This window comes from Streptomyces sp. NPDC048419 (assembly GCF_043200415.1).
In the GTDB taxonomy this organism is placed as follows: Bacteria; Actinomycetota; Actinomycetes; order Streptomycetales; family Streptomycetaceae; genus Streptomyces.
The window spans coordinates 232,995-252,514 of record NZ_JBICXT010000010.1 but is presented as its reverse complement, the minus strand read 5'-3'; the positions used below and the strand labels follow the sequence as shown (position 1 = coordinate 252,514).

Genomic DNA, 19,520 nt, shown 5'->3' with positions numbered 1-19,520 from the left:
TCGGACGCACTCGTTCTTCCGCCCCCGGCCGCCTGAGGCGGGCCCTCCGGACCTCACGCCCGACGGTGTCGGGCTGAACGGTGCTGCCCGCAGAAGCAGTCCACGGGACCCGGCCCCGGCCGGTCCCCTTCCGACCTTCTGCACTCTGCGGAGACCACTCGTGTCGAATGCTGCTCTCGGCCTGCCCGTCGGGCGAGGCCTGTTCTTCCTGATCGTCGCCGGTGTCGCCTGGGGCACCGCGGGCGCGGCCGCCTCCCTGGTCTACCAGGCCAGTGACATGGGCTACGCCGCCCTCTCCTTCTGGCGCTGCGCGGCCGGCCTCGTCCTGCTGCTCGCCGCCCGCCTGCTGCGTCCGCGCGCCCGGACCGCCGTGCGTGAACCGCTGCGCCGCCGGGCGCTGCGGGCCGGTGCCACCGGCGTGGGGCTCGCCGTGTTCCAGACGGCCTACTTCGCCGCCGTGTCCGCCACCGGACTCGCGGTCGGCACCGTCGTCACCCTGGGCGCCGGACCCGTGCTCATCGCCCTGGGCGCCCGGCTCACCATGGGGGAGCGGCTCGGTCGCGGCGGTGTGACCGCCGTCGCCGGGGCGCTCGCGGGGCTCGCGGTCCTCGTGCTCGGCGGTGGCGGCGCGACCGTACGTCCGGCCGGGGTGCTGTTCGCCCTGCTGGCCGCGGCGGGCTACTGCGCGATGACCCTCCTCACCCGCTGGTGGGGCCGGCACGGCGAGACGGACGCGTCCAGCACGTCGGTGGGGGCGTTCGCGGTCGCCGGCCTGTGCCTGCTGCCGTTCGCCCTGGCCGAAGGGATCGTCCCGCACACCGACCACCTCGCCCGCACCCTGTGGCTGCTGGTCTACATCGCCTCGGTCCCCACGGCCCTCGCCTACGGGCTCTACTTCGCCGGAGCGGCCGTGGTCCGCTCGGCCACCGTGTCCGTGATCATGCTCCTCGAACCGGTGGCCGCCGCGGTGCTCGCGGTCGTCCTGCTCGGCGAACACCTCACCACCCCCACCCTGGCGGGAACCGTGCTGATGCTCGCCTCGGTCGCGGGCCTGGCGCTCGCGGAGGCACGCGGCGCTGCGGCGCAGGAGCCGGTACCGGCGTAGCACCGTGGGGGGTGCGGGAGCCGATCACCGGTTCCCGCACCCCCCACACACAGCTCACCGTCCGTCCGGCCACACCCCTCGCCGCCGCACCTGGTGCTCCCGCGCCGCGGCGTCCCGCGCGCCGCCCCGCGCCGCGAGGCCCGCCACCACGCGGTCCTGCACCTCCTGCGGCTTGTGGCTCGCGTACTTGAACTTGGCCCGGACGCCGACCACTTCGAGCCGCAGCCCGCGAATGCCCGCCAGGAACCTGTCGAACGGCGCCTCGCCCACCGCCACCGGGGCGGATCCGCCCTGCGGCTGGAAGTGGCCGACCTGGCGGTTGAGCAGCTCGGCCTTCTCCGCCGGATCGTCCACGACATGGGCCGTGCAACGGAGTTGAACCGCGGCGTAGAAGCTCGTCGGAACGCCGTGCTCGGGCGGGACGTCGGGCGGCGCCTGCCAGGGGCCGGGGACGTACACGTAGTCGTCGACCACGCTCAGCAGCACGTCCGGGCCGGCCTCCAGCGCCGGCCACAGGGGGTTGGGCCGGGCGAGGTGCGTGACGACCTCGGTGCGGTCGGCGTCGTAGGCGAAGTGGAGCGGCTGGACGTGGGGCGGCTCGCCGGGCAGGCCGTTGACGGCGAGCTGCCCGAAGTCGTGCGTGCCGAGCCACTGCTGCCACTCGGCGTCGTCGCGGGGCGCGTCCCAGGGGTGGATCAGCATCAGCGCGCCGCCAGGTAGTCGGGAAGCTCGATCCCAGGCGTCAAGTCGGCGTCGGGGAGCGGGAGTTCGTAGCCCTTGCGCAGCGGGACGACGCCGGCCCAGTGCGGCAGGTCCAGGTCCTCGGGCTCGTCGTTCACGCCGCCCGTGCGCAGCTTGGCGGAGACCTCGTCCAGGTCGAGACGGATCACCGCGGTGGCGGCCAGCTCCTTCTTGTTCGCGGGCCGGGAGTCGGCCGCCCGGCCCGCCACGACATGGTCGACCAGCGCGTCCAGGGCGGCCCGCTTCTCCTGCGGGTCCGTCACGTCGTGGGCGGTGCCGTGGACCACCACGGAGCGGTAGTTGATCGAGTGGTGGAAGGCCGAGCGGGCCAGGATCAGCGCGTCGACGTGCGTGACCGTCAGGCACACCTCCAGCCCGGGGTCGGCCTTGCCGGTCATCCGCAGCGGACGCGAGCCCGTCGAGCCGTGCACGTACAGCAGCTCGCCGACCCGGGCGAACAACGTGGGCAGGACGACCGGCCGCCCGTCACGGACGAAGCCGAGGTGGCACACGTAGGCCTCGTCGAGTATCGCGTGCACCAGTTCCTTGTCGTACGACGCCCGCTCCGCGGAACGGGTGGGGACGGTGCGGTCGGTCGGCGTGTAGGCGGTGGGCTGCGACGTCGGCTGGGCGGTCCCCTGCATGACACTCTCCAAGGCTGTTCGTCCTGCACTGGCTGTTCGTCTTGCACCATGTTTTGCACTAGTGCATAATCTGCTTTGTGCTAGGAGAATACCGGATCGAAGGACGGCGCGCAGCGGACATCGCGGCGAGCGTCGAGCGTGCGGTGGGGGCCGGCGAGCTGGAGCCGGGCCAACTACTGCCGCCCATGCGGGAGTTGGCGGTCGAGCTGGGCGTGAACCCGAACACGGTCGCGTCCGCGTACCGGATCCTGCGCGAGCGCGGGGTCATCGAGACGTCCGGGCGCCGGGGCAGCCGAGTGCGCTCCAAGCCCGCCACCACCGGGCGCGAGTACGTCCGCATGGATGTGCCGGAGGGCGCGCGCGACGTGGCGAACGGCAACCCCGACCCGGCGCTGCTGCCGTCCCTGGCGAAGGCGTTCGCGGCGGCGGCCGAGCAGAACGACCGCGAGCCCGTGCTCTACGGGGACGCCCTCGTGGAACCGGACCTCGCGCGGATCGCGCGCGCGGCACTGGACGCCGACGGGGTGCCCGACGGCCCGCTGACCGTCGCCTCGGGCTCACTGGACGCCATCGAGCGCGTGCTCGCCGTCCATCTGAAACCGGGGGACACCGTCGCCGTGGAGGACCCCGGCTGGGGCAGCCTGCTCGACCTCGTCCCGGCGCTCGGGCTGCGCACCGTACCGGTGGGCCTGGACGACGAGGGCCCACGCCCCGACGACGTACGACGGGCTCTCGAGTCCGGCGCCCGCGCCCTGATCGTCACGGACCGCGCCCAGAACCCGACCGGCGCCGCGGTCTCCGCCACGCGCGCGCGTGCCCTGCGCGCCGTGCTGGGCGAGCACCCGGAGACGCTGCTGATCGAGGACGACCACGGCCACGGCATCGTCGACCTCCCCTTGCACCCCCTGGCCGGCATCACCCGCCACTGGGCCTTCGTGCGCTCCGTCGCCAAGGTCTACGGCCCCGACCTGCGCCTCGCCGTCCTCACCGGCGACCCCACCACGATCGACCGCGTCACCGGCCGCCACCGCCTCGGCCCCGGCTGGGTCAGCCGCATCGTCCAGCGGGCGGTGGTCCGACTCTGGGCGGACGGGGCCCTCGACACGCGATCAGTGGCGGCCGCCTACCGCGCCCGCCGAGACCTCCTGATCGACGCCCTCGCGCAACGCGGCATCGCATCCCACGGCCGCTCCGGCCTCAACGTCTGGATCCCGGTGCCCGACGAAACTGCGGCCGTCTCCCGCCTCCTGCACGCCGGCTGGGCGGTAGCCCCGGGCGCCCGCTTCCGCCTGACGGCACCCCCCGGCATCCGCATCACGGTCGCCACCCTCACCCCGGAGGAGACAGCTCCCTTGGCCGAAGCAACGGCCAGGGCCCTGGACCCGGCACCGACCAGGAACTATGCGTAGGGGTGAAGACAGCTGACCCAGGGGTGCGGGGAACGGCGCGACTAGCCACAACAGACCCGCACCCGCCCCCGAACCCAGCACCGATCCCCCTTAGGCGCACCGCCAAAACTCAGCCGCGCCGCCGAACCTGCGTAAGCGCCGCCCCCGCCAGAACGACCACCGCCCCCACAGGAGTCGACCACCGCAACGACTCCCCGAGAACGGCGACCCCCGCCGCCGTGGCGATGACCGGAATGAAATACGTGACCATCTGCGCCGTGGTGGGCCCGACTTCAGCCACCAGCCCGTACTGAAGAAGAACGGCGACCCCCGTCCCCAACGCCCCCAGCGCGGCGACGGCAAGCAACGGCACAAGAGAGAACCGCGTCGGCGCAGAGGTGAACAACGGTGTCACAAAAGCCAGTTGCACCGTCGCCAGCAACAACTGCGCCCCGGTCATGGACAGATGCGAGTTCCGGGAGCCGCCGAGCGTCCGCCGCACATAGATCCACCCCACGGGATAGCTCAGCGACGCGAGCAGCGCCATCGTCGTCCCCTTGGCATCCAGCCCGCTGAACCCCTCCCACGCGCCGAGCACCGTCAGCACCCCGAGGAACCCGATCCCCAGCCCCGCGACCCGCACCCGCGTGGGCCGGTCCTCCGACAGCGCGACCACGGACAGCGCCATCCCCCACAACGGCGACGTCGCATTGCAGATCCCCGCCAGCGTCGACGGAATCGTCAGCTCGGAGTACGCGAACAGCGAGAACGGCAGCGCGTTCAGCAGGAACGCGGCCACGGCAAGGTGCCCCCACAGCCGCACCCCGCGCGGCAGCCGCTCCCGCTTCACCGCCAGCGCCCCCGCGAGCACGGACGTACCGAACACCAGCCGCCCCAGGGTGACCTGGAAGGGTGCGAACCCCTCCGTGCCGACCTTGATGAGCAGGAAGCTGAAGCCCCAGATCAGGGAGAGGGCGCCGAAGCGCAGACGCCAGTCGAGGGCGGGACGGTGGGCGGGGGCGCGGACAGGGGTCCGCGAGGCGGCGGCGGTGGTCATGACGGCAACGATGCAGCACAGAACCTCGTAGCACAATCGAGACTTTTCGCGAGGTACCTCGTAGCATTACTTACATGTTGAACCTGGAGCGCCTGCGTACCCTCGACGCCCTCGCCCGGCACGGCTCGGTCAGCGGCGCGGCCGACGCGCTGCACGTCACGACGTCGGCCGTCTCCCAGCAGATGGCCAAGCTGGAGCGGGAGGCCGGCCAGCAGCTCCTCGCCAAGAACGGACGGGGCGTGCGGCTCACGGACGCGGGCCGGCTGCTCGCCGAGCACGCGTCACGCATCTTGTCGCAGGTCGAGCTCGCCCAGTCCGATCTGGAGGCGCACCGCGGGCAGGTGGTCGGCGAGCTCAGGCTCTCGGCGTTCCCGACCGCCGCGCGCGGCCTGTTCCCCACCGCGCTCGCCGCCCTGCGCGCCGAACACCCGGCGCTGCTGCTGCGCTCCAGCGAGCTGGAGCCGGAGGCCGGCATCGCCGGGGTGGTGCGCGGCGACCTCGACCTCGCGGTGGTGCTCGACTGGTACAACAAGCCGATGCCGCTGCCCGAAGGCCTGGTGAAGGCGCCCCTCCTGGACGACCCCGCCGACGTGGCGATGCCGGCCCGGCACCGGCTCGCGGGGCGCGACGAGGTGGACCTCGGGGAGTTCGCCGAGGACGAGTGGATCACCTGGGGCGAGGGCGAGTTCTGCCACGAGTGGCTGATGTTCACACTCCGCTCGCGCGGCGTCGAGCCCATCGTCGGCCACCGGGCCGCCGAGACCCACACCCAGATGGGCCTGGTCGCGGCCGGGCTCGGGGTGTGCATCGCCCCGCTGCTCGGCCGCCACCCGATGCCCGCCGGCGTCGTCACCGTCCCGCTCCGGCAGCGCGTGCGCCGGCATGTGTACGTCGTCTGGCGCGCGGACGCCGACCGCCGCCCGTCGATCCGGGCGGCGGTGCAGGCGCTGCAGGACGCGGCCCGCAAGGTGGGCTGAGCCGGACGGGAGGCGTCAGGCGCCGCCCAGCTTGCGGAAGTCCCAGGACACGATCTTCTCCGGTGTCAGCCGCATCCAGGCGTGCCGGCCGTCGTGCGGCATCTCCTCCAGGTTGAAGTTCTTGCGCGCGAACAGGGTCTCCGGGACGTCGAGTTCGGCGCACAGCTCCCCGGTGCGCGGCGCTTCGCCCACGAACTCGACGGCCCCGGACAGCTCGACGCCGCGCAGCTCGTCGTACTCCTCGCCCGTGTCGATCACGACCGCGACCCGCTGATCGCGGCGCAGGTCCGTCCAGCGCTTGCTGCGTACCACGGAGTACAGCCACAGCGAGGATCCGTCCCAGGCGAACCACAGCGTGCTCACGTGCGGTGCTCCGCCCGCCGAGACGGTGGCGACGCGGCAGGTGCGCTGGGTGGTCAGGAATTCGTCCAGCTCACCAGGCGTCATCATGATCTTCCGGCCCCGGCGCTGAGTGACGGTCATGCGGCCCCCTCTTCTCTCACGTCGTGTCAGAGGAGAGATCCTCTGACATCACGTCAGAAAAGGATGAGTCGTCTTCCGCCCGTACGCAATGACCGTTACGCTCGCCCGCCCCGGACCGCCGTCGACGAGGGGGCACCGTGCCGTCGTACGAACAGCTCAGCGAACTCCTCGCACCTCACTCCACCGTGCTGCTGACCGTCGAATGCCAGCAGGGCGTCGTGGGACCGGACAGCGCCCTGCCCGAACTCGCCCACGAGGCACGCTCGTCCGGCACCCTCGCCAACGTCGCCCGGCTGGTCGCGGCCGCGCACGAGAGCGGGGTCCAGGTGGTGCACGCGATCGCCGAGCGCCGCCCGGACGGCCGCGGCGCGAACCGCAACGCCCGGCTCTTCCGCGCCGCCGAACGCCTCCCCGTCCAGCAGCTGTCCGGCACCACGGCGGTGCGCGTCGCCGCCCCGATCGAGGTCACCGAGGAGGACTTCGTCGTACGGCGGTTGCACGGGCTGTCCCCGATCCAGGGCACCGACCTGGACGCGCTGCTGCGCAACCTGGGCTGCCGCACCCTGGTCGTCACCGGTGTCTCGGCCAACGTGGCCGTTCCGAACACCGTCTTCGACGCGGTGAACCGCGGCTACACCGCCGTGGTGCCGTCCGACGCCATCGCGGGGGTGCCCTCCGACTACACCCCGGCGATGATCCGCAACACCCTCGCATTGGTCGCCACGGTCGCGACCACGGACGAGGTGCTCGGCTGTCTCAAGGGGCCGCGCGTCAGGAGAGCGTGATCGAGTCCCCGCTGACGGTGACCTTCTGGGTGCTGAGTCCGGAGGTCGCCGGGCCCTTCTTCACACTGCCGTCCTCGACCGAGAACTCACTTCCGTGGCAGGGGCAGTGGATGATGCCGTCGGCGATGCTGCTCACGGCGCAGCCCTGGTGGGGGCACTTGGTCGAGAAGGCCTTGAAGGTCCCCGCGGCGGGCTGGGTGACCACCACGCTCTGGTCCTTGAAGATCTTGCCCCCGCCCTCGGGGATGTCGGAGGTCTTGGCCAGGGCCGTCCCCCCGGAGCCGCTGCCCGAGTCACCGCCGCTCGACGCGTTCGCACCGGCCTGGGTGTCCGAGCTGCCCGAGGAGCCGCCGTCGGACGATCCGCACGCGGTCAGCGCGACGGCGAGTCCCGCCGCGCCTGCCGCCGCCATGACGGTCCGGCGGGCAGGTGCCTGGGCGGGAGGAGTTGATTCGCTGGTCATGCTGACGTTCCCTTCCATTCAAGCGTCGTGGATCTGTACAGGGGTACGGCCGGTCGCCGTGGGTTGTTCACCCGATGCCGAGCTTGGCAAGGTCATGTCCCGAGGTGGGTAAAGGGGCGCTGTCGCTTTGCTGTCGATGTCGGCCCACTGCTCGTCCGGGGCCCGCCGCTGCCCCAGTAACCTGGGGCGATGCTCAAGGAAGTCATCGCGACCCGCTACATCACGCCTCTGCGGGAGGGCGGATCGCTGCCGGGGCTGGTCGAGGCCGACGACTTCGGGACGTACGTCCTGAAGTTCACCGGCGCCGGCCAGGGCCGCAAGACGCTGGTCGCCGAGGTCGTCTGCGGCGAGCTCGCCCGCCGGCTCGGTCTGCGCGTGCCGGGCCTGGTGACCATCGGCCTCGACGCGGTGCTGGGACTGGGTGAGCCCGAGCAGCAGGTGCAGGACCTGCTGCGCTCCAGCGGCGGCACCAACCTGGGCATGGAGTTCCTCTCCGGCGCCCTCGGCTTCGACCCGCTCGCCTTCGAGGTGAGCCCCGAGGAGGCTGGGCGGATCGTCTGGTTCGACGCCCTGGTCAACAACGTCGACCGCTCCTGGCGCAACCCCAACCTGCTGATGTGGCGGGGCGACCTGTGGCTCATCGACCACGGCGCCACCATGATCTGGCACCACAACTGGCCCGGCGCCGAGGCCTCCGCGGCCCGTTCCTACGACGCACGCGACCATGCCCTCGCCCGCTTCCGGCCCGATGTCGCGGGCGCCGCCGCCGAGCTCGCGCCCCGTGTCACCGAGGAGCTGCTGGCCGAGGTCACGGCGGAGATCCCGGACGCCTGGCTGGCCGGCGAGCCCGGCTTCGACACACCGGACGACCTCAGAGGGGCGTACGCCGGGCCGCTGCTCGCCCGGGCCGCGGCCGTGCACGAGCGCGTCACCGGAATCGAGGAGGGCAAGTGAGCGAGCGCCATATCCACATGGCCGGTTCCGTGGTCGAGCGGCACATCATCCGCGGCGGCCAGGGCGGCGACCGGGACGTCTTCGAGTACGCGCTGCTGCGGGTCGTGCCCCGTGTGGAGCGCGGCGAGTGCATCAACGCCGGCGTGCTCGTCTACTGCCGCGCCAAGGCCTACGTCGGGGCCCGCACCCACCTCGACGAGGCGCGGCTGCTCGCCCTCGATCCGGCCGCGGACGTCGCCGGCGTCCGGGCCGCGCTCGGCGCCGTCGAGCGGGTCTGCGGCGGGGGAGAGGCGGCCGGACAGGCCGCCGGCGAGGACGCCGGACGGCGCTTCCGCTGGCTGATTGCGCCGCGCTCCACGGTCGTGCAGCCCGGACCGGTGCACACTGGGCTCACCGCCGATCCGGCGGCCGAGACGGAGCGGTTGCTCGACCTGCTGGTGAGGTAATGGATCACACCCGCGCCGCGTGCCGTTGACACCGAGTGCCAGGCCTTCTAGCGTCTCGTCTGCCGAAGGTACTAAGCGGTCGCTCACCTGGCGGGCGTGGTTCGTAAGAGACGTACTTTCAAGCGGGCGTACTTTCTCGAGGGCGAGGAGAAGCAGCAATGTCCACCACTGAGCAGCGGGTCGCGGTAGTCACCGGCGGAGCGCGCGGCATCGGCGCCGCCACCGCCGTACGGCTGGCCGCCGAGGGCCGCGCGGTCGCCGTGATCGACCTCGACGAGGCCGCTTGCAAGGAGACCGTGGAGAAGATCACCGCGGCCGGCGGCAAGGCCCTCGCGGTCGGCGCCGACGTCTCCGACGAGGCGCAGGTCGAGGCCGCGATCGCGCGGGTGGCCGCGGAGCTCGGCGCGCCGACGATCCTGGTCAACAACGCGGGCGTGCTGCGCGACAACCTGCTGTTCAAGATGAGCGTCTCCGACTGGGACACCGTCATGAACGTGCATCTGCGCGGCGCCTTCCTGATGTCCAAGGCCTGCCAGAAGCACATGGTCGACGCGGGCTTCGGCCGGATCGTGAACCTGTCCTCGTCGTCGGCGCTCGGCAACCGCGGGCAGGTCAACTACTCGGCCGCCAAGGCCGGTCTGCAGGGCTTCACCAAGACCCTCGCCAAGGAGCTCGGCAAGTTCGGCGTCACCGCCAACGCCGTCGCCCCCGGCTTCATCGCCACCGAGATGACCAAGGCCACCGCCGACCGCGTGGGCATGGGCTTCGACGACTTCAAGGCCGCTGCCGCCACCCAGATCCCGGTGGCCCGGGTCGGCGAGCCGGACGACATCGCCAACGCCATCGCCTTCTTCACCGGTGAGGCGGCCGGCTTCGTCTCCGGCCAGGTGCTGTACGTCGCCGGCGGACCGCTCGACTAGGAGAACTCCCAGCCATGACTGAACTGCCCGCACTCTCCGGCAAGGTCGCCCTCGTCACGGGCGCCAGCCGCGGTATCGGCTACGGCGTCGCCGAGGCGCTCGTCGCCCGCGGTGACCGCGTCGCCATCACCGGCCGCAACGAGGACGCGCTGAAGGAGGCCGTCGACAAGCTCGGCGCCGAGCGCGTCATCGGCATCGCCGGCAAGGCGCACGACCTGGACCACCAGTCCGAGGCCGTCGAGCGGACGATGGAGGCCTTCGGCCGCGTCGACCACCTCGTCAACAACGCCGGGACCAACCCGGTGTTCGGCCCGATCGCCGACCTCGACCTGAACGTGGCCCGCAAGGTCTTCGAGACCAACGTGATCTCCGCGCTCGGCTTCGCCCAGAAGACCTGGCACGCCTGGCAGAAGGACAACGGCGGCTCGATCGTCAACATCGCCTCGGTCGCGGGCCTCGCGCCGTCGCCCTTCATCGCCGCGTACGGGGTCAGCAAGGCCGCGCTGATCAACCTGACCCAGCAGCTCGCGCACGAGTTCGCGCCCAAGGTGCGGGTCAACGCGATCGCCCCGGCCGTCGTGAAGACCAAGTTCGCGCAGGCCCTGTACGAGGGCCGGGAGGAGGAGGCCGCGGCCGCCTACCCGCTCGCGCGGCTCGGTGTGCCGTCCGACATCGGGGGCGCCGCCGCGTTCCTCACGTCCGGCCAGTCCGACTGGATCACCGGGCAGACGCTCGTCGTCGACGGCGGCATCTTCCTGAACGCCGGCGTCTCCTGAGCAACCCGTTGCGACCGTAACGATCAGGCACCTGAGGGCGCCGTTTCCTTGACGGAAACGGCGCCCTTGTCATGGCACAAGAAGGGCACAGCCCCATGACAACGTCGTCATAAACAACCTGATCAAGGGCCTCGTACAAAGCGGGTTCAACTACCGTCGCGCTGCGGTATGGTCTGCCGACCCTTGGTACGGCAGATCGAGGAGCGAGCGCGTGTTCAACCGGAACCGAGGCCTGCGGAACATGGCGGCCATCGCGTCCATGTCGTCGCTGGTGGCCGGATGCGGCATCCTCTCGTCGGACTCCTCCGGCGACAAGGGCCCCATCGTCGTCGGGACGACCAGCGCACCCAGCACGCTGGACCCCGCCGCCTCCTGGGACCAGTCCTGGGAGCTCTTCCGCAACATCTACCAGACGCTCCTCAGCTACCCCTCCGGAGCGACCACGCCGCAGCCGGACGCGGCCGAGAGCTGCCGCTTCTCCGACAACTCGAACCGGATCTACGAGTGCGAGCTGCGCGCGGGCCTGAGATTCTCCGACGGGCACACGCTCGACGCCCGGGCGGTCAAGTACTCGATCGACCGAATACGGAAGATCAACGTGAACGGCGGCCCCGCCGGCCTGCTCGGCAGCCTCGACCGGGTGCAGGTGACCGGTGACCTGAAGGTCGTCTTCCACCTCAACAAGCCCGACGCCACCTTCCCGTTCGTGCTCGCGACACCCGCCATGTCGATCGTGGACCCCGAGGAGTACCCGGCCGGCTCCCTGCGCAAGGACGACAAGGTCTACGGCTCCGGGCCGTACACGCTGCAGGCCTACGAGGACGGCAAGAAGGCCGAGCTCGCCAAGAACGGCAACTACAAGGGCTACGCCCAGCGCGAGAACAGCGCGGTGACCATCCGCTACTTCCAGGACTCGGCCACCATGGTCGGCGCGCTGAAGGACAAGGACGTCGACGTCGCCTTCCGCGGCCTGAACGCCGACGACATCGTCAACCTGCAGAAGCACAACTCCGACGGCAGCCTCCAGATCAACGAGGGCGCCGGCGTGGAGATCAACTACCTGGTGTTCAACCCGAAGGACTCCTGGGCCGCCAAGCCCGCGGTCCGCAAGGCGGTCGCCCAGGTCGTCGACCGCGGCGCGATCGCGCACAAGGTCTACAAGGACACCGTGGAGCCGTTGTACTCCATGGTCCCGAAGGGCCTGACCGCGCACACCACCGACTTCTTCGACGACTTCGGCAGCCCGAGCGTCGCCAAGGCCCGCAAGTTCCTCACCGACGCCGGCATCACCCAGCGCGTCCCGCTCACCCTCTGGTACACCACCGACCGCTACGGCTCCTCCACCAAGCTGGAGTTCGCGGAGATCAAGCGCCAGCTGGACGCTTCCGGGCTGTTCACGATCACGCTCAAGAGCCGCCCCTGGAAGACGTATGTGACGGGCTACCAGAAGGGCGAGTACCCGGTGTTCGGGCGCGGCTGGTTCCCCGACTTCCCGGACCCCGACAACTTCATCGCGCCGTTCGTCGGCAAGCAGAACGCGCTGGGCACGCCGTACCCCGCGCCCGAGATCACCGGTGTGCTGCTGCCCCGCTCCCGCAGTGAGAGCGATCGCGCCAACGTGGTCTCGGACTTCGAGCAGGCGCAGCAGATCCTGGTGAACGACGCCCGGCTGCTGCCGCTGTGGCAGGGCAAGCAGTACGTGGCCGCGAGCGAGGACATCTCCGGCGCGGAGCAGGCCCTGGACCCGTCGACGATCATGCTGATGTGGGAGCTGCACCGCAAGACCAGCTGGTAGGCGTGGGAGTTCGGGGAGTCGGGGCCGTTGTCAGTGCTCGCCTGTAGGTTCTGAGACCTGAAACGACCGCACGACATAAGGACGTTGACGTGACCGACATCTCCATGCTGCCCGAGTCCTGGCGCGGGATTCTGGGCGACGAGCTGCAGCAGCCCTACTTCAAGGAGCTGACGGAGTTCGTCGAGGAGGAGCGGGCGCGAGGTCCCGTCCATCCTCCGCGCGAGGAGGTCTTCGCCGCGCTGGACGCCACGCCGTACGACCGGGTGAAGGTCCTGATCCTCGGCCAGGACCCCTACCACGGCGAGGGGCAGGGGCACGGCCTGTGCTTCTCGGTCCGTCCCGGCGTGAAGACCCCGCCCTCCCTGCGCAACATCTACAAGGAGATGAAGGAGGAGCTGGGCCTGCCCATCCCGGACAACGGCTATCTGATGCCGTGGGCCCAGCAGGGCGTCCTGCTGCTCAACGCGGTGCTCACGGTGCGCGGCGGCGAGGCCAACTCGCACAAGGGCCGCGGCTGGGAGAAATTCACCGACGCGGTGATCCGCGCGGTGGCCGACCGCCCCGACCCGGCGGTCTTCGTGCTGTGGGGGAACTACGCGCAGAAGAAGCTCCCGCTGATCGACGAGACCCGGCACGTGGTGGTCAAGGGCGCGCATCCCTCGCCGCTGTCCGCGAAGAAGTTCTTCGGCTCGCGCCCGTTCACACAGATCGACGAGGCGGTCGCGAGCCAGGGCCACCAGCCCATCGACTGGACGATCCGGGACCTGGGCTGAGCCGCCGCCGGGCCGGTTCTCCCGGGAGCCGGCCCGGTGCCGCCTGAGCGGGATTGCCGCGGGCTGCCGTTAGCGTCGGTCGGGACAGCCGACCAGCCGGCGAATGTGCGGAGGACGCGGTGGCCCAGGGACAGGAGCAGACGGCACCGGATGCCGTGATGACACGGATCGGGCAGGTCGTCATGCTGCACCACGCCGGCGACCGAGAGGAGGCCCGGCACCGTTTCCTGGACCTGTGGGCGGAGATCGGCGAGGACGGCGCCCCGCTGCACCGCTGCACCCTGGCCCACTACATGGCCGACACCCAGGACGACCCGGCCGACGAACTCGCCTGGGACCTACGGGCGTTGACGGCGGCCGAGGAACTCAGCGACGACCGCGCGGCGGCACACCAGGGCGCGCCCGCGGTACGCACGCTCTACCCCTCGCTGCACCTGAACCTCGCGGCCGACTACTTCAAGCTCGGCCGCAACGGCGCCGCCCGCACCCATGTCCGCCGGGCCCGCGGCGCGGCCGGGTCGCTGGGCGACGACGGCTACGGACAGGGCGTACGGGCGGCCATCACGCAGCTGGAACTGCGGCTGGCGGAGGAGGGCCCGGACCCGGCCGGTTCGTGGGGGCCGCCGCGCCAGCGTCCCTAGGGGAGCGCTAGGGGGTGTCTCACAATTCCCGCCTGCCCCGCGGGCGGACGACGGGAATTGTCGGACACCCCCCGGCCCGACGACCTCCGACGGCCTCAACTCCCGTATGTCTGCTCGCAGATGACCGCCTCCGGGCTGCCCTCCCGCCAGCCTCCGTACTGCCGGCCGAGGGCGCACACGTCGGTGCTGCTCGGCAGGTCCGGAAGCTCGACCTCCGGCTGCCGGTGCTCTCCGGTCGCCGGATGCGCCGACGGGGGACGGGACGGCTGCCGAGGCGGGTGAGGGGTCGGCGGCCGCCGGGCCGAAGCCGTGGCCTGCGGCTGTTGAGGCCGCTTGGGTGCCGTCGGTACGGCGGACCGGGACGGGCCGATCATCTCCAGCGCCTCGCGGGCCGGCGCCTGCACGGCCCGTGGCCCGGCCGCGCCGTCAGGGTGCGGCGCGGACGGCCGGGGCGGTGCAGGCGGCGGGCCGGGAGCGGGCGCGCGCGGCACGGTCACACAGCCGGTGAGGGCCGAGACGGCCACGGTGACCAGGAGCGTTGCAGTGGTCGTCGATCGATGCACCCGCGCAAGAATGTCGGCTCCGACGGCCCGGAGAACGCCGGACGGCCGGAGGATGCCCCGCACGGGTGATCTCGGTCCCCGTACGGAGGCCGTGCACGCGGCCCGGGTGACGTCAGTCGCCCGTGGCGCCGTCGATGCGCTCGCGCAGCAGGTCGGCATGGCCGTTGTGCCGCGCGTACTCCTCGATCATGTGGGTGTAGATCCAGCGCAGGTTGAAGTGCTCGCCGGTGCGCCGATGCTTGCCGACGGAGAGGTCGTCCAGGCCGAAGCGGGCGGCATGGCGCCGTGCGGCCTCGATCTCGGCCTGCCAGGTGGCTGACGTCTGCGCCCAGGTGTCCGCCTCGGTGAGCCGGAACTCGCCGTCCGGATCGGCGTCGCTGTAGTGGATGGGCCCGGCCTGCTCGTCCGGTTCGTCGGCCAGGACACGGCGGAACCAGCTGCGCTCCACCTCGGCCATGTGCCGCACCAGCCCCATGAGCGACAGGGTGGAGGGCTCGACCGAGGCGGTCCGGAGCTGTTCGTCGGTCAGACCCTGGCACTTCCAGGCCAGGGTCTGCCGGTGGTAGTCGAGCCAGCCCTCCAGCATGGTGCGTTCGTCGGCGGTGGTGTCGGGTTCACGGCGCTCGGTGGTCATGACGGCATCCTGTCCCGGCCGCCCCCGCCCGCACCAGCGGATTTCACCCGCCGAGCATCCCGTCCAGCAGTTCCTGCAGGCCTGCCCGTACCTCCTTGAGGCCCGGTACCTCGGCGCTGAAGGACCCGGCCACGCAGGAGAACATCAGCCCGTCCGCCCAGGCCACCAGTGAGAGCGCGTGCCGGGCCGGATCGGCCGAGCCCATCGCGGCGACCATGCCGGTGAGCTGATCGCGGAAACGGGCCCCGGCCGTATCGAAGTACGTGCGCAGCTCGGGCCGGCGGGTGGCTTCCAGGGCCAGTTCGTAGCGGGCGAGCGTCAGTTCACGGTTGCGGGTCAGGGCACGGTGCGTGGCGAGGGCCAGCGCGTCCACCAGGCCGGCGAGCCCGGCCCCCGGCTCCGGCAGCTCGTGCAGCGCCAGCACCCGTGCCTCGCGGTCGGCCAGCCGGCGCACCGCCAGCTCCAGCAGTGCCTGCCGGGTCCGCGCCACGTTGGACGCGGAGCCCTGGGGGAGCGCGGCCGCCTCGTCGACCGCCCGGTGGGTGAGGCCGCGCATCCCGCGCTCGGCGAGCAGGGCGAGCGCGGCGTCTGCGACGAGGTCGGCGCGTGAGGCGCCCGAGGTGCCCACGGGGGCGGAGGTCGGCATACAGGCCAACCTACCCGTCGCACTACGTCTGTAGTACGGTCGAGTCAGGGGGCACTACATCTGTAGTACCCGATGGGGCGGGACACGAGGAGGAGCCATGGCACAGTCCGGGCGGGCCGTCGTGATCGGCGGCGGCATAGGCGGCCTGACCGCGGCGATGGCGCTGCACCAACGCGGCCGGCAGGTGACCGTGCTGGAGCGGGCGGACTCCCTGGAGCCGGTCGGCGCCGGCATCTCGCTGGCCCCCAACGCCCTGCGCGCCCTGGACGTCATCGGGATCGGCGACGAGATCCGCGACCTCGCCGCCTGGCAGGGCGACGGGGTACTGCGCACCCCCGGCGGACGCCGGCTCTCCCGCGCCGACGCCGACGCGGCGGCCGAGCGCTTCGGCGGCCCCCTCGTCCTGCTCCACCGGGCCACGCTGATCACCAGCCTGGCCGCCCGCATCCCGCAGAACGCCGTCCGGACGGCGGCCGGCGCGACCCTCGTCGACGCCGGCGACACCGACCGGCCGGCCCGCGTGCGCACGTCCGACGGCGAGTGGGAGGCCGACCTCGTGGTGGCGGCGGACGGCATCCACTCCGCCGTACGCCGCACGCTCTTCCCGGAGCATCCCGGCCCCGTGTACTCCGGCTTCACCACCTGGAGGGTCGTCGTCCCGGTGCCCGACGGCGAGTTCGCCCCGCACGAGACCTGGGGGAGGGGCCGCCTCTGGGGCACTCAGCCCCTCAAGGACGGCCGGGTCTACGCCTACGCGGCCGCGGTCGCCGCCGCAGGCGAACGGGCCCCGGACGACGAGAAGGCCGAACTGCTGCGCCGCTTCGGCGACTGGCACGACCCGATCCCCGCCGTCCTCGCCGCCACCCGGCCCGAGGACGTCCTGCGCCACGACGTCCACCACCTCGCCGAGCCGCTGCCCGCCTTCCACCGCGGCCGGGTCGCCCTGGTCGGCGACGCCGCGCACGCCATGCCGCCCATGCTCGGGCAGGGCGGAAACCAGGCCGTCGAGGACGCGATCGTGCTGGCCCACCACGGCGACGACCTCGAGGCCTACACGGCGGCCCGGCTGCCCCGTACGACGGCCGTCGTACGGCAGTCGGTCAGGGCCGCGCGCCTCAACCTCATGACCAACCGCGCCGCGATCGCCCTGCGCGACACCGCGATCGCCGGCCTGTCCAAGGCGGTGCCCGGGCTGCTCCTGCGGAGCTTCGATCCGATCGCCGGCTGGCGGCCGCCGCAGCAGCCGTATGCTTCCGGCATCACAACGGCAGGCAAGCGCTAGAGGAGACCACCCCGTGAAGGTCGGCTGCATCGGACTCGGCGACATCGCGCAGAAGGCCTACCTCCCGGTGCTCGGCGGCCTGGCCGGCGTCGAGCTGCATCTGCAGACCCGCACGCCGGACACGCTCGACCGGGTCGGCGACAGCCTCCACCTCCCCGTGGACCACCGGCACGCCACCCTGGACGCGCTGCTCGCTGAAGGCCTGGACGCCGCCTTCGTGCACGCCCCGACCGCCGTGCACCCCAAGATCGTGGCGCGGCTCCTGGAAGCGGGCGTGCCGACCTATGTCGACAAGCCGCTCGCCTACGAACTCGCCGACTCCGAGCGGCTGGTGAGGCTCGCCGAGGAGCGCGGGGTCTCGCTCGCCGTCGGCTTCAACCGGCGCCACGCGCCCGGGTACGCGCAGTGCGCCGACCACCCGCGCGAGCTGATCCTCATGCAGAAGAACCGCATCGGGCTGCCCGAGGAGCCGCGAGCGATGATCCTCGACGACTTCATCCACGTCGTGGACACGCTGCGCTTCCTGGTGCCCGGGCCGGTCGACGACGTGACCGTGCGCGCCCGCGTCGAGGACGGGCTGCTGCACCACGTCGTGCTCCAGGTCTCCGGTGACGGGTTCACCGCGCTGGGCGTGATGAACCGGCTCAGCGGTTCGGCGGAGGAGATCCTGGAGGTGTCCGGTCAGGACACCAAGCGCCAGGTGCTCAACCTCGCCGAGGTCGTCGACCACAAGGGCCAGCCGACTGTGCGGCGTCGCGGCGACTGGGTGCCCGTGGCCCGGCAGCGCGGCATCGAGCAGGCGGTGCTGGCCTTCCTCGACGCCGTGCGCGCGGGCAAGGTGCTCAGCGCCCGGGACGCGCTGGCGACTCACGAACTGTGCGAGCGGGTGGTACGTGCGGTTCAGGACCGGGCCGCCTGAGCCGGACGGCCCGAGCGCCCTCGCTCGCGCACCACGCGGCGAGCACGAGCAGGGCGGCGTGCACCGGCCAGTCGCCGTAGCGGACGTACGGCGTGACGCCGTGCGCCAGCGGGATGTCGTACACCTGCGAGCTGCTCGCGTCCGTGCCCAGCCACGAGCCGATCCGCTGCCCGCCGGGTCCGTACACCGCCGAGACTCCGGTCAGCGTCGCGTGCACCATGGGGCGGCCCGTCTCCGCGGCGCGCAGCGCGGCGATCGAGGCGTGCTGCTCGGGGGCCCAGCTGTGCTGGAACGTCGACGTCGCGGACTGCGCTATCAGCACCTCCGCGCCGTCCTCGGCCAGGTGGCGGCTCATGTCGGGGAACGCCGACTCGAAGCAGACCATCGGGCCGATGCGCAGCCCGTGCCCGACGTTCATCACGACCTGTTCCGTGCCGCGCCTGCGGTCCTCGCCGGCCGCCTTGCCCACCGAGGTCGCCCAGCCGAGCACCGAGCGGAACGGGATGTACTCGCCGAACGGCACCAGGCGCATCTTGTCGTAGCGGTCGCCGGTCGGGCCGTCCGGGCCGACGAGCACCGAGCTCTTGTAGATGCCGGGCTTGTCGGAGCGCCGGGCATCCACGTTGACCAGGATGTCGACCCCCGTCTCGCGTGAGAGCGCCGCGATCCGCCGCGCCAGGTCGGGCCGGTCGCCCAGGTCGAAGCCGACGCTGCTCTCGCCCCAGACGATCAGGTCGACGTCACGTCCGGCGAGCTGCCGGGTCAGCCGCTCCTCGCGCTCGAAGCGCTTGTCGCCACTGGCGGAGCCGTCGACGACGCCGGGCTGCACCACGGCGATCCGTACCCGCCCGTCCACGTCGGGACGCGGGGACCACACCCAGGCCGCCGAGGTCGCGGCGGCCGTCGCGACCAGTCCGGCCACGGCCGGCACCCGCGACTCGCGCACCGAGGCCAGTACGGCGACCGAGACGTTGACGGCCACCACCAGGAAGCTGAGCAGCCACACCCCGCCGACCGAGGCGAGCCGCAGCGCGGGCCCCACCTGCCACTGGCTGGAGCCGAGCATGGCCCACGGGCCGCCCAGGCCCTGCCAGGAGCGGACGAGCTCGATCGCCAGCCACCCCGAGGGCAGCACGACGAGGGCGGCCAGGCCCCGTCCCGGACCCGGCGCCCCGCCCAGCAGGCGCCGCACCAGCCAGCCCCACGGGGCCCACAGCGCGCCCAGCAGCACCGCGATGAGGAAGATGAACACGTGCAGGCTCGGCAGCAGCCAGTGGTGCACCGCCAGCAGATAGCCGAAACCGCCGCACCAGCCGTCGTAGGCCGCCCGTCTCCCGGTCGGAGCCGCGCGGATCAGGACGATCAGGGGGACCAGGGCGACGTAGGCGAACCACCACAGCGACGGGGCGGGGAAAGCGAACACGGGGAGGGCGCCCGCCAGCGCGGCGACCGCCGAGCGGCGCCACGGGGAGGCGAGCCAGTGAGCGAAGGACTTCATACGGAGCCTCCCTACCCGCCAGGTGGCTCC

At 72.0% G+C, this 19,520-nt stretch carries 22 protein-coding genes; 13 read left to right on the top strand and 9 right to left on the bottom strand.

Features of this window, described 5'->3' with window-relative positions; all coding sequences use genetic code 11:
* The first annotated feature begins 160 nt into the window (after positions 1–160).
* Entirely contained in the window at positions 161–1,105 is a 945-nt protein-coding gene (locus ACGFYN_RS22575; protein ID WP_393867639.1) for a DMT family transporter, read from the top strand.
* 54 nt (positions 1,106–1,159) lie between these two features.
* Here the strand turns inward: ACGFYN_RS22575 and ACGFYN_RS22570 are convergent, their stop codons facing one another.
* Positions 1,160–1,807: an FMN-binding negative transcriptional regulator gene (locus ACGFYN_RS22570; protein ID WP_393867638.1), complete on the bottom strand. Its 648-nt coding sequence runs from the start codon at positions 1,805–1,807 to the stop codon at positions 1,160–1,162.
* On the bottom strand, positions 1,807–2,490 hold the full coding sequence (locus ACGFYN_RS22565) for a pyridoxamine 5'-phosphate oxidase family protein (RefSeq protein ID WP_393867637.1): 684 nt from the start codon (positions 2,488–2,490) through the stop codon (positions 1,807–1,809). The genes ACGFYN_RS22570 and ACGFYN_RS22565 overlap by 1 nt, the downstream gene beginning before the upstream one ends.
* Before the next feature lie 77 nt (positions 2,491–2,567).
* On the opposite strand from ACGFYN_RS22565, the gene ACGFYN_RS22560 reads away from it, so the two are divergent.
* Positions 2,568–3,899 (top strand): aminotransferase class I/II-fold pyridoxal phosphate-dependent enzyme, encoded by a 1,332-nt coding sequence (locus ACGFYN_RS22560; RefSeq protein ID WP_393867636.1) that lies wholly within the window; start codon positions 2,568–2,570, stop codon positions 3,897–3,899.
* A 109-nt stretch (positions 3,900–4,008) separates the two neighbouring features.
* Here ACGFYN_RS22560 and ACGFYN_RS22555 read toward each other — a convergent pair whose 3' ends face one another.
* The gene (locus ACGFYN_RS22555) at positions 4,009–4,935 is read right to left on the bottom strand and encodes a DMT family transporter (RefSeq protein WP_393867635.1); all 927 of its coding nucleotides are present in this window, start codon (positions 4,933–4,935) and stop codon (positions 4,009–4,011) included.
* A gap of 74 nt (positions 4,936–5,009) precedes the next feature.
* Between ACGFYN_RS22555 and ACGFYN_RS22550 the strand changes: the two genes are divergently transcribed.
* Positions 5,010–5,912: a LysR family transcriptional regulator gene (locus ACGFYN_RS22550; protein WP_393867634.1), complete on the top strand. Its 903-nt coding sequence runs from the start codon at positions 5,010–5,012 to the stop codon at positions 5,910–5,912.
* Positions 5,913–5,927: 15 nt separating this feature from the next.
* On the opposite strand, the gene ACGFYN_RS22545 is transcribed toward ACGFYN_RS22550, so the two are convergent.
* A complete protein-coding gene (locus ACGFYN_RS22545; protein WP_393867633.1) occupies positions 5,928–6,395 on the bottom strand; it encodes a pyridoxamine 5'-phosphate oxidase family protein in 468 nt (155 codons plus the stop codon).
* Positions 6,396–6,532: 137 nt separating this feature from the next.
* Here ACGFYN_RS22545 and ACGFYN_RS22540 point away from each other — a divergent pair, with 137 nt between their 5' ends.
* Positions 6,533–7,180 (top strand): cysteine hydrolase, encoded by a 648-nt coding sequence (locus tag ACGFYN_RS22540; RefSeq protein WP_393867632.1) that lies wholly within the window; start codon positions 6,533–6,535, stop codon positions 7,178–7,180.
* On the opposite strand, the gene ACGFYN_RS22535 is transcribed toward ACGFYN_RS22540, so the two are convergent.
* On the bottom strand, positions 7,167–7,643 hold the full coding sequence (locus tag ACGFYN_RS22535; protein WP_393867631.1) for a Rieske (2Fe-2S) protein: 477 nt from the start codon (positions 7,641–7,643) through the stop codon (positions 7,167–7,169). The genes ACGFYN_RS22540 and ACGFYN_RS22535 overlap by 14 nt on opposite strands.
* A 189-nt stretch (positions 7,644–7,832) precedes the next feature.
* On the opposite strand from ACGFYN_RS22535, the gene ACGFYN_RS22530 reads away from it, so the two are divergent.
* From ACGFYN_RS22530 to ACGFYN_RS22500, 7 genes are all read left to right on the top strand, one after another.
* Positions 7,833–8,597 carry a HipA family kinase gene (locus tag ACGFYN_RS22530; protein WP_393867630.1) on the top strand — a complete coding sequence of 255 codons (765 nt, stop codon included), beginning with the start codon at positions 7,833–7,835 and terminating at the stop codon, positions 8,595–8,597.
* Positions 8,594–9,043: a DUF3037 domain-containing protein gene (locus ACGFYN_RS22525; protein WP_393867629.1), complete on the top strand. Its 450-nt coding sequence runs from the start codon at positions 8,594–8,596 to the stop codon at positions 9,041–9,043. Before ACGFYN_RS22530 ends, ACGFYN_RS22525 begins: the two co-directional genes overlap by 4 nt.
* Before the next feature lie 158 nt (positions 9,044–9,201).
* The gene (gene fabG / locus ACGFYN_RS22520; protein WP_393867628.1) at positions 9,202–9,963 is read left to right on the top strand and encodes a 3-oxoacyl-ACP reductase FabG; all 762 of its coding nucleotides are present in this window, start codon (positions 9,202–9,204) and stop codon (positions 9,961–9,963) included.
* Between the two features lie 14 nt (positions 9,964–9,977).
* Positions 9,978–10,739, top strand: coding sequence for an SDR family oxidoreductase (locus ACGFYN_RS22515; RefSeq protein ID WP_393867627.1), 762 nt, complete (start codon positions 9,978–9,980; stop codon positions 10,737–10,739).
* Positions 10,740–10,950: 211 nt separating this feature from the next.
* The gene (locus ACGFYN_RS22510) at positions 10,951–12,534 is read left to right on the top strand and encodes an ABC transporter substrate-binding protein (RefSeq protein ID WP_393867626.1); all 1,584 of its coding nucleotides are present in this window, start codon (positions 10,951–10,953) and stop codon (positions 12,532–12,534) included.
* An 89-nt stretch (positions 12,535–12,623) separates the two neighbouring features.
* Positions 12,624–13,307: a uracil-DNA glycosylase gene (locus ACGFYN_RS22505; RefSeq protein WP_393867625.1), complete on the top strand. Its 684-nt coding sequence runs from the start codon at positions 12,624–12,626 to the stop codon at positions 13,305–13,307.
* Positions 13,308–13,426: 119 nt separating this feature from the next.
* Positions 13,427–13,948, top strand: a complete 522-nt coding sequence (locus ACGFYN_RS22500) for a hypothetical protein (RefSeq protein ID WP_393867624.1) — start codon at positions 13,427–13,429, stop codon at positions 13,946–13,948.
* A gap of 95 nt (positions 13,949–14,043) precedes the next feature.
* Here the strand turns inward: ACGFYN_RS22500 and ACGFYN_RS22495 are convergent, their stop codons facing one another.
* The 3 genes from ACGFYN_RS22495 to ACGFYN_RS22485 all read right to left on the bottom strand — a co-directional run bounded on the left by ACGFYN_RS22495 (position 14,044) and on the right by ACGFYN_RS22485 (position 15,791).
* Positions 14,044–14,511 carry a hypothetical protein gene (locus ACGFYN_RS22495; RefSeq protein WP_393867623.1) on the bottom strand — a complete coding sequence of 156 codons (468 nt, stop codon included), beginning with the start codon at positions 14,509–14,511 and terminating at the stop codon, positions 14,044–14,046.
* A 112-nt stretch (positions 14,512–14,623) separates the two neighbouring features.
* Positions 14,624–15,145, bottom strand: coding sequence for a DinB family protein (locus ACGFYN_RS22490; RefSeq protein ID WP_393867622.1), 522 nt, complete (start codon positions 15,143–15,145; stop codon positions 14,624–14,626).
* Positions 15,146–15,188: 43 nt separating this feature from the next.
* Positions 15,189–15,791, bottom strand: a complete 603-nt coding sequence (locus tag ACGFYN_RS22485) for a TetR/AcrR family transcriptional regulator (RefSeq protein ID WP_393867621.1) — start codon at positions 15,789–15,791, stop codon at positions 15,189–15,191.
* Between the two features lie 97 nt (positions 15,792–15,888).
* Here ACGFYN_RS22485 and ACGFYN_RS22480 point away from each other — a divergent pair, with 97 nt between their 5' ends.
* Both ACGFYN_RS22480 and ACGFYN_RS22475 read left to right on the top strand, forming a co-directional pair.
* The gene (locus ACGFYN_RS22480) at positions 15,889–17,073 is read left to right on the top strand and encodes an FAD-dependent oxidoreductase (protein WP_393867620.1); all 1,185 of its coding nucleotides are present in this window, start codon (positions 15,889–15,891) and stop codon (positions 17,071–17,073) included.
* Between the two features lie 13 nt (positions 17,074–17,086).
* Positions 17,087–17,992 (top strand): Gfo/Idh/MocA family protein, encoded by a 906-nt coding sequence (locus ACGFYN_RS22475; RefSeq protein WP_393867619.1) that lies wholly within the window; start codon positions 17,087–17,089, stop codon positions 17,990–17,992.
* Here the strand turns inward: ACGFYN_RS22475 and lnt are convergent.
* Positions 17,916–19,490: an apolipoprotein N-acyltransferase gene (gene lnt, locus ACGFYN_RS22470; RefSeq protein ID WP_393867618.1), complete on the bottom strand. Its 1,575-nt coding sequence runs from the start codon at positions 19,488–19,490 to the stop codon at positions 17,916–17,918. The two genes, ACGFYN_RS22475 and lnt, sit on opposite strands and share 77 nt — an antisense overlap.
* Between the last annotated feature and the right edge of the window lie 30 nt (positions 19,491–19,520).